Consider the following 9,545-nt stretch of genomic DNA (forward strand, 5'->3'; position numbering starts at 1 on the left):
CGACCTTCATTGCCCGTCAGCGAGTCTGCGACCTTCATTGCCCGTCAGCGAGTCTGCGACCTTCATTGCCCGTCAGCCCCGCGCCCAACATCGCCTCGCAGGTGACGCCGCTGGCGCGGCCTGGGAACTGGGTGCATTCTGGGTATTTCCTGGTGGGCAAACTTCGTTCGGATCACGGGAAGTTGCCAGCGGCGCACCTGAAGGCTGGCGTTGGGCGTGGAGCTGACGGGAGCGCATCAGGGCGTGGGCGTAGCGAGATGGGAGCGACCTGTGATGCCCGTCAACGAGTCTGCGACCTGCGATGCTATCGCACGAGTCTGCGACCTTCATTGCCATCGCACGAGTCTGCAACCTTTATTGCCATCGCACGAGTCTGCAACCTTCATTGCCATCGCACGAGTCTGCGACCTTCGATGCCCGTCAGCGAGTCTGCGACCTTCACTGCCCGTCAGCGAGTCTGCGACCGCAATGCCCGTCAGCGAGTCTGCGACCTGCGATGCCCGTCAGCGAGTCTGCGACCGCAATGCCCGTCAACGAGTCTGCGACCGCAATGCCCGTCAACGAGTCTGCGACCTTCATTGCCATCGCCCGAGTCTGCAACCTGCGATGCCCGTCTGCGAGTCTGCGACCTTCATTGCCCGTCAACGAGTCAGCCCCCCGCCCAACATCGCCTCGCAGGTGACGCCGCTGGCGCGGCCCGAACCTGGGTGCTTTCTACGCATGTTCTTGTGGGTCGAACTTCGTTCCGATCAAGAAAAACTGCCAGCGGCGCACCTGAAGGCTGGCGTTGGGCCGTGCATTGACTACAGTGGCTCATCAACCCATAAGCACCACAAAACAAGAGATGATTTTACTTGTTATTAACTTTACGGAATCTGATATACTATAAGCTTGAGTGTTGACATCCTTGCATAACGACAAAGGAGTGAGAACATGAAAGCTTCAACCCTAGTCAGCCTCGCAATCTTGAAAGCTAATGCGGATATTCTAAAGAAGGATTACATTGAGAACTTTGTACCGATAGTTGCCCAATGTATAAAGAATCATTCGGAGGATGTTATTTCAACTCCTGAGATACAAAAATCGCTAAAAGAGAGTTTTGGTCTAGATCTACCCCAAAACGTGATCATTGCCATTCTTAAGAGGGTTAGTCGAGCAAAGTATGTGCGTCGTGAGCGCGGGGTCTACTATAAAAACCATGATAAGATTGAGGAATTGAATTTTGAAAATATACAAATACAACTGATAGAGCAATACGACAAGGTTATCGAGTTGATGTGTAGTTTTTGCAAAGAAAGATACGATAGAATTTTGTCAACATCTGATGCTGAAAGTGCATTATCGGCTTATATCGAGGAAAATCAAATCGCTATTGTTAGCGCTAAGGCGTCAAATTCTGTGGTTCCTCATGTTGAATATCCGTCAAATGAGTCTAAGTATTTAGTGGCAGCCTTTATTTCTTACTTGCAGGAAACGAAATCACCCTTCTTCCGGTTTGTAGAAAATGTTGTTTACGGAAACATGATCGCTAACGCTGTATTTCTTCCCGATAGTAATCAAAGCCCTGTCAAATTTCGAGATACTGCTGTGTATTTTGATACTACATTTATTCTATTTGCTATAGGGCATGCGGGAGAGGCGCGTCAGGCACCTGCTCTTGAACTTTTAAAACTTCTTCAAAATGTCGATGCTAAGCTTTACTGTTTTGAACACACACTAGAAGAAATTAGAGGTGTACTTTATGGTTGTAGGCAAAAGATAGAAAACGGTGATCTCAGGGATGTACATGGTGCAACTATGCTTTATTTTATCTCCCAGCGCTCAACTTCAAGCGATATATTACTCTATATATCTAATCTCGAAAGGGACATGAAAACTCTGGGTATTGAGGTTATCAAGAATCCTGATTATGCAGAGCATGAATATGTGATCGATGAGTTGGAACTTGAGAGAGTACTGAATCAACCTGATGAGAAATATGGTATAACATCATATCATAATGAGGCGTACCGCAATCCTCGTGCACTAAAGCGCGACGTAGATTCTATTTCGGCTATTATGCGCCTTCGTAGAGGAAAACAGTCATTTTATTACGAGGATTGTACTGCTATATTTGTGACAACTAATCAGCGCCTAAATCGAATATCACGAGAACTGTTTTATCGGGACATTCAATCAGATATTATTCCTTCATGTCAAACAGATCAAGCTATGACCAATATTGTTTGGCTTAAGCAGCCAAATGCTTCACCTGATCTTCCTCGTAAGAGGATTATAGCTGACTGCTATGCAGCAATTCAACCCTCGGATCGGCTTATTCGAGCTTATTATTCAGAGATAGAAAAACTTAAATTAGCAGGAAAAATCTCAGACGAACAGTACTTTACGCTCCGATATGATATTAATGTTTTTCGGGCTATCGCCGACCAAACATTAGGAATCGAAGAAGCGTTTACTGAAGGGACTGTTGATGAGATTTTGGAGTTTATCAGAAATAATATTCTTAGAGAACAAAAGGCTGAGCAGGAAAAAGTATTGCAAGCAAAACAAGAAGATCTTGAAGCAGCTTATCAGAAGTCTGCTGAATTGATGGAACGCTTGAATGAAAGCTTGCGGAACGAAACCGCCCGAAAAGATAGGATCGCTCAGCGTTCTGATAGGATAGGCAGCCTATTCTCGAATGCAATCTATTGGATACTATTTGTAAGCGTTTGTGTAGCAACATTCTTTACTTTCCCTTGGGGATTACCAGATGTGAGCGATTCGCTTCCTCGCTATATCAGTACGGGCTTTTTGTTCTTACTTGTGATACTTTTTCTGTTATCAATAAGTAATATGATGTTTGGGACGAGAGTATTAGATATAAGAGATTGGATTAAGAATAATATTACGATTGTTATAAAGAATTTACTATTAAGAATAGGGGGATAAGTAGTAAAAAAATGAAATCACCTGTATTAACATGTCACTCTATAGCTTTCCTCACACGGCCCAACATTGCCTCGCAGGTGACGCCGCTGGCGCGGCCTGCGAACCAGGTGCATTCTGGGAATTGCCTTCTTGGGCAAGCTTCACGCGGATCACGGGAACCTGCCAGCGGCGCACCTGAAGGCTGGCGTTGGGCCGTCCTCAGTTCTAAATGCCTATGCCGGGCATGGCGATGCAAATAAAGTTACCAAGTTGTGTTATATTCAAGTCTGCTTAAGAGTTTGTATAGCAGTTCGCAGGAGGGATTAAGATGAAGAGTCTATTTCCAGGTTATTTTCAACTTACAGAAGAAGCCTTAGAAAAAATGTGGCATGAAAGCACATTTGTATTTGATACAAATGTACTACTTCATCTTTATCGATATTCAGAAGAAACCCGTTCTACTTTATTGGGTTTAATGAAAGGTTTGGAAACTAGAATTTGGATGCCTCGTAAAGTAGCGCATGAATTCTTTGATAATCGCTTAGATGTTCTTGGCAAGCAAATTAGTGAATATGATAAAACTGTGAAGAAGATACAAGAAATAGTAGCAATTTTAGCAACTGACAGACAGCATCCCTTTATTGAAAATGCAACTCTAATACAAATGCGCAGCGTATCTGACAATGCTATTCGTGAACTTGAACAAAATAAGCAGTTATTAATGAGTCGTCTAGTAAGAGATGAGATTCTTAAGGAAATAGGAGTCTTATTTGAGAATAAAGTTGGAGAAGGATTTATCGAAACTCAATTAGAGGAGATATATAATGAAGGAAAGGCACGTCATGATAAAAAAGTACCCCCTGGTTATATTGACGCAAAAGAAAAGGCTTCTTCGAATGACAACTACAGAATATATGGCGATCTAATTATCTGGAAGGAAATGATAGAAAGAGCAAAGACTACGGACAGTAGTATAATTTTTGTCTCGGACGATAAAAAAGAAGACTGGTGGTTAGAGTCTCATGGTAGAAAGATCAGTCCACAGCCCCAACTGATACAAGAATTTCAATCATCAACTCAAAAGGTTTTTTATATATATACAATAGAGCGTTTTATAGAATTCGCGGGTAAATTCCTCGCAAGTAACATTAGTACAGAAGTCATTCAAGAAGTACGCGATATTCGTGTGTCTGACGAACAGAAAACAGCAAACCAACATCAATTTCGGATAATCACAGAGAGTGAGTTGGTGATGAAACTATCAGAATACGAGGGTTTAATAAGTGAAGATCCAGAATCATATGTAGGGTTGAAGCACTTCATTACATCAGTATTGGCAAAGCAGGGCTACGAAATCAATCATAGCTATGCAGTTGTTAACAACCTAATCAATCAGGGCGTAGTAGACCTATCGGAAAAATTCATAGGAAGAGGTCTGGCCAAGGTAATAGCTCTTAAGAAATAGTTAAAAAGATTAAGATATAGACCGTCGATACCACCTGTCTTGTTTGTCGTCTTACCGATCACGCGTCGTCCATTCAATCCCCGGCCCAACATCGCCTCGCAGGTGACGCCGCTGGCGCGGCCCAAAACTGGGTGCTTTTTATACCATTGTCATGTGCTGAACGTCGTTCTGATCAAGCAAACCTGCCAGCGGCGCACCTGAAGGCTGGCGTTGGGCCGTCCTCAACCCGAAACGAAACTGCTAAATATTAAGCAGTGTTCTATTCAACTTGTAATATATAAATGAGTATGCTACTATTGTCTGGGCTGTCAGTACACTAAGATAGAAAAGGAGAAGTAGAGTATGAACTGTCCGTATTGTGGGATATTATTCAGTTTAGATGGGGTTAATGCGGATCATTCGTTTCCAAAGTTTTCAAGCTTCCATCCCTACCGTAGGGTGCCATCAAAAAGCGATAATACAACTACAGATGATCTTGCCAAAAAGTACTCTATTACATCGCATCGGTGTCCAGATTGTAAAAAACCAATAATGTGGCTTAACGAAATAGAGGGCGATCTAGGGGCGGAGGAGCGAAAAATTATTTCTACTACCCTGTTATTTCCCAAGTTTCCTGTTAAGCAAATTCCTATCGAGATACCAGAGAAGTTTGCTGTGGATTTTCGTGAAGCTCACGATACACTATCTGTATCAGCTAAGGCGAGTGCTGCATTGAGTAGAAGATGTCTTCAAAATTTAATCCGTGAGCAGGAGGGAATTACAGAAAAGACCTTGTTTTCCGAGGTTGATAAGCTCATAAAGAGTAATAAGCTACCTAAGCATCTAGCGAAAGATCTGGATTCAATTCGTCAAATAGGAAACTTCGCAGCGCATCCTATGAAAGACACTAACACTGGCGAGATTGTAGAGGTCGAGTTAGGTGAAGCAGAATGGACATTAGAAGTGCTAGAGACGCTTTTACTGTTCTACTTTGTTGAGGAACCAAAGAGTAGCGCACGCCGAGATGCTTTAAACAAGAAACTTAAGGAGTATGGCAAGGGTCCCATGTTGTAGCGATACCTGGCCATAGTGCTTGTCACAAGCATAGAGCAGTTACCGCGAAAGATACGAGGTTTTTCTTTAATGATATCTGGATTTTGATGATATAGTTGCATCAGGCTCGAATGGGGAGGATACGATGAGTTTTCGCTTCAGTAAAAGCATCCGACTTGGTAAGCACGTCCGTCTGAATATCAGCAAGAGCGGTATTGGCATGAGTACGGGCGTGAAGGGTGCCCGTATAAGTACTGGTCCTCGTGGTACGCGCCTTACAACCAGTATTCCAGGAACGGGTATTAGCCATTCGCAAAAACTCGGTGGTGTGCAGGCCATTTCATCCCGCAAAGCATCCCCTCCATTACAACAGCGAGCTATTAGTGTTCCGAAAGCACCTTCTCCAGGAATGTTTGCACCGGGGTACGAAAAGGCATTTTACAAAGCGATAACTGCGTTTCAGGAAGGTAAGCGTGATGATGCACTACGTCATTTTCTCGAAGCTTCCCCAAAAGATGTGGGGGCTGGTATTTTAGCAGGACTGCTCTTATCTCAATATCCGGAACGCACTAACGATGCTATTAATCAATTGGAATTGGTTGTTTCTTGTGATGTAGAATTTCCAACTCCAATGATGCAAAAATACATCACAAGTGCAATGATGAAAATTGATATTACAAATGAGATTCAAGTGACGGTGCCAATTGATGGTCTTGGTGCGGCACTATTGCTTGCTGAACTTTATCAGCAACAAGGGCGTCTCGCAGAAGCTATAGGCATCCTGGAAGAACTTGATGATATGGTAGATGAGCCGGCTCTTACCTTGTCGTTATGCGATCTCTATGCTGAAGCTGGTGTGTGGGATGGGATAATTGCTCGTGCTGAAAAAGTAACTATTACTGATGATATTACGCTAGAGATTACTATTCTGCGCGGTCGTGCGCTACAGGAGAAGGGGTTACATGACGTAGCAATCGCGTTATTTACTGAGGCGTTAAAGAAGAAGAAAGATCGCGATCCTGATTTGCTCAATGAGGCACTCTATTGGCGTGCCGTATCGTACGAAGCCACCGGGAAAAAGAGTCAAGCGAGTAAAGAATTTCAGAAACTATATGCGCAAGCCCCAGACTTTCGAGATGTTAAAAAACATGTAAACTTATAGTTATTTTTATTATCTATGCATCGTTTGATCGCCCGTCTATCCGACAACCCCCGGCCCAACATCGCCTCGCAGGTGACGCCGCTGGCGCGGCCCGCGAACCGGGTGCATTCTGGATATTTCCTGAGAGGGCAAACTTCATGGGAATCACGGAACGTTGCCAGCGGCGCACCTGAAGGCAGGCGTTGGGCCGGCCCTGCCCGCAGCGATGGGGCATACCAACCATGCTGATGCGTCCGGGTCATGAACCATTGGGGATGGATCGCATGGCCGATTCTGGACAAGCAGTGCCGTGCCCAGGGGATCAGTCGGCAGATATGGTGGGTGGGCAGATATGGTGGGTGGATCGCATCCCCGGTTCTGGATGAGCCGTGCCGTACCCAGGGGAGCCGCCGAGCGGACACCGTGCCCACCAAGCACGCCCCGACCACCGAGGCATGGGATGGTGGGTGGATCGCCTCCCCGGTTCCGCATGAGCGATGCCGTACCCAGGGGAGCAGCCGGGCGGACGCCGTACCCATGATCTCGCCCCTCCCCCCGATGTCTGGCATGGTGGATGGATCGCATCCCCGGTTCCGCACAAGCCGTACCGTGCCAGGGGTGCCGCCGGGAGGACGCCGTGCCCATGCTCCCATCCCTACCACCGAGGTATGGATGGTTCGATGGATCGCATCCCCGGTTCCGCACGCGTGATGCCGTGCCAGAAGAGCAGCCGGGAGGACGCCGTGCCCATGATCTCGCTCCTCCCCCCGATGTCTGGCATGGTGGATGGATCGCATCCCCGTTGCCGCACGAGCGATGCCCTGCCAGGGGAGCAGCCGGGAGAACGCCGTACCCATGATCTCGCTCCTCCCCCCGATGTCTGGCATGGTGGATGGATCGCATCCCCGTTGCCGCACGAGCGATGCCGTACCCAGAGGATCAGCCGAGCGGGTGCCGTGCTGAAGGGCGTGCCAGACCAGAGAGGCACGCAGGAATCGCCGCACGAGCGCCGTACCCACCCTTCCATGCCGTACCAGCGGGACATGCCAGGAAGGTGTGGAAGACCGTTTTTGTCCGCAATGCCGGGAGCGCAGGCAACCCTTCGTCATCCCTGGTATGGCCCAACATCGCCTCGCAGGTGACGCCGCTGGCGCGGCCTGCGAACTGGGGGGATTCTGGGAATGTCCTTCTTGGGCAAGCTTCACGCGGATCACGGGAAGCCTGCCAGCGGCGCAATTGAGGCGTAGCGTTGGGCGGCAGCCTCAACCTGAAAAACTGCTACCGGACAGGGCTATGCTATACTACGGGTACAAGTCGAAGCGCGGGAAATATCCCCGTTCGGAGTTGAGGAGAATTAGGATCGTCTATGCCACGGATTAGCACCTTTTTTGGCATTGTGATCTGGATGTACTACAACGATCATCAGCCACCCCATTTCCATGCCACCTATGGCGGACAAGAAGCGCTGATTCTGATCGGATCGGGCGATCTCTATGAGGGACAGCTTTCACGGCGGGCACTGCGGCTGGTGCAAGAATGGGAAGAACTCCATCGTACCGAACTGATAACGAATTGGGAGTTAGCGCGTCAGGCGCAGCCGCTCATTCCTATCGTCCCGCTCACGTAAGGAGGGAAACTCCGATGCCACACCTCATCCGTGTCCAATCGGCTGAGCCACTGGAAACGCCGCGTATCCGCGTCGTATTTACCAATGGCGAACAGCGTGAGATTGATCTCACACCCTATATTGCGACGGGCCCTATCTTCGAGCCGGTGCGCACCGATCCAACCTTTTTTCCCACAGTTACGGTCGATGGTGGCACCCTTACCTGGCCCAATGGCGCGGACATTGATCCTGATGTCCTCTATCATGGAGGAACGCCGCCGTGGGCGCAGGCAGCTCCACATCCTGAAGAAGCACGTTCGTAAGCGGCTTCTACGACCTCTACTCGATCCCAGGATCGGGATAGAGGTCGTACTTATTCTACCCAATACACGTTGGGCCGTCTCTGCCCGCAGCGATGGGGCATGCCCATGGTGCTGAGGCGTCCGGGCGATGCACCATTGGGGATGGATCGCATGCCCGACTCTGGACAAGCCGTGCCGTGCCAGGGGATCAACCGGGAGATGAAGGGCGTTGGGGAGCGATCACATCCCCGGTTCCGCACGAGGGATGCAGGACCAGGGGAGCCGCCGAGCGGGTGCCGTCCCCACCTATCACGCCCCGACCACCGAGGTAGGGCGTGTTCGATGGATCGCATCCCCGATCCCGGATGAGCCGTGCCCTGCGCAGGGGAGCAACCGAGCGGGTGCCGTCCCCATGATGACGCCCCAACCACCGAGACATGACGTGTTGGATGGATCCCATCCCCGGTTCCGCACGAGGGATGCCGTGCCAGGGGTGCAGCCGGGAGGGCGCTGTGCCCACCTCTCACGCCCCGACCACCGAGGTAGGGATGGTTCGATGGATCGCATGCCCGTTTCCGCACGAGCAGGGCCGTGCCAGGGGAGCCGCCGGGAGAACACCCATGCCAGCGATGCATGCCATGGGTGGTGCATCAGATCGCGACACCAACGCCGTGCCAACCGACCAACGTCGTCCCTGCGGACTGCCGTTCGGGTACTATCAGATCGCCGCAATAGCGCCGTGCCAAAAAACTAGGCCAGAGGATGGGCCGAGCCCATGCCGTGCCCACCCTTCCATGCCGTACCAACGAGACATGTCAGGAAGAAGCGGAAGACCGCTTTTGTCCGCAGTGCCGGGAGCAGACGCAACCCTTCGTCACCAACAGCATGGCCCAACATCGCCTCGCAGGTGACGCCGCTGGCGCGGCCTGAACCTGGGTGCCATGTCTGGCTCTTTTTCTAGGCAAACATCAATCAGATCACGGGAACGCGGCCAGCGGCGCACCTGAAGGCTGGCGTTGGGCGTGGGGCTGACGGGAGCGCATCAGAGCGTAGCGAGATGGGAGCGACCTGCGATGGCATCGCACGAGT

General features: G+C 49.5%; 8 protein-coding genes. All 8 read left to right on the forward strand.

Translation table 11 applies throughout. From position 1 onward, the window contains the following. Positions 1-226 (forward strand): hypothetical protein (locus EKD03_RS18895; RefSeq protein WP_238613570.1); only part of this gene is annotated, 226 nt, incomplete at its 5' end. A 707-nt stretch (positions 227-933) separates the two neighbouring features. After that, complete coding sequence (locus EKD03_RS17510) at positions 934-2,931, forward strand: hypothetical protein (RefSeq protein ID WP_129633636.1); 1,998 nt, start codon at positions 934-936, stop codon at positions 2,929-2,931. Between the two features lie 307 nt (positions 2,932-3,238). Then, a complete protein-coding gene (locus EKD03_RS17515) occupies positions 3,239-4,375 on the forward strand; it encodes a PIN-like domain-containing protein (RefSeq protein WP_129633638.1) in 1,137 nt (378 codons plus the stop codon). A 342-nt stretch (positions 4,376-4,717) separates the two neighbouring features. Continuing rightward, positions 4,718-5,428: a DUF4145 domain-containing protein gene (locus EKD03_RS17520; RefSeq protein WP_202976811.1), complete on the forward strand. Its 711-nt coding sequence runs from the start codon at positions 4,718-4,720 to the stop codon at positions 5,426-5,428. A 124-nt stretch (positions 5,429-5,552) separates the two neighbouring features. Continuing rightward, positions 5,553-6,569 carry a DUF4236 domain-containing protein gene (locus EKD03_RS18510; protein WP_161569303.1) on the forward strand — a complete coding sequence of 339 codons (1,017 nt, stop codon included), beginning with the start codon at positions 5,553-5,555 and terminating at the stop codon, positions 6,567-6,569. Between the two features lie 221 nt (positions 6,570-6,790). Continuing rightward, entirely contained in the window at positions 6,791-6,934 is a 144-nt protein-coding gene (locus EKD03_RS18515; protein ID WP_161569304.1) for a hypothetical protein, read from the forward strand. Positions 6,935-7,914: 980 nt separating this feature from the next. Beyond that, on the forward strand, positions 7,915-8,175 hold the full coding sequence (locus EKD03_RS17530) for a DUF4160 domain-containing protein (RefSeq protein WP_129633640.1): 261 nt from the start codon (positions 7,915-7,917) through the stop codon (positions 8,173-8,175). 14 nt (positions 8,176-8,189) lie between these two features. Then, positions 8,190-8,477, forward strand: coding sequence for a DUF2442 domain-containing protein (locus tag EKD03_RS17535; RefSeq protein ID WP_129633642.1), 288 nt, complete (start codon positions 8,190-8,192; stop codon positions 8,475-8,477). Positions 8,478-9,545 lie beyond the last annotated feature (1,068 nt).

It is taken from the genome of Candidatus Oscillochloris fontis, from assembly GCF_004138135.1.
In the GTDB taxonomy this organism is placed as follows: Bacteria; Chloroflexota; Chloroflexia; order Chloroflexales; family Chloroflexaceae; genus Oscillochloris; species Oscillochloris fontis.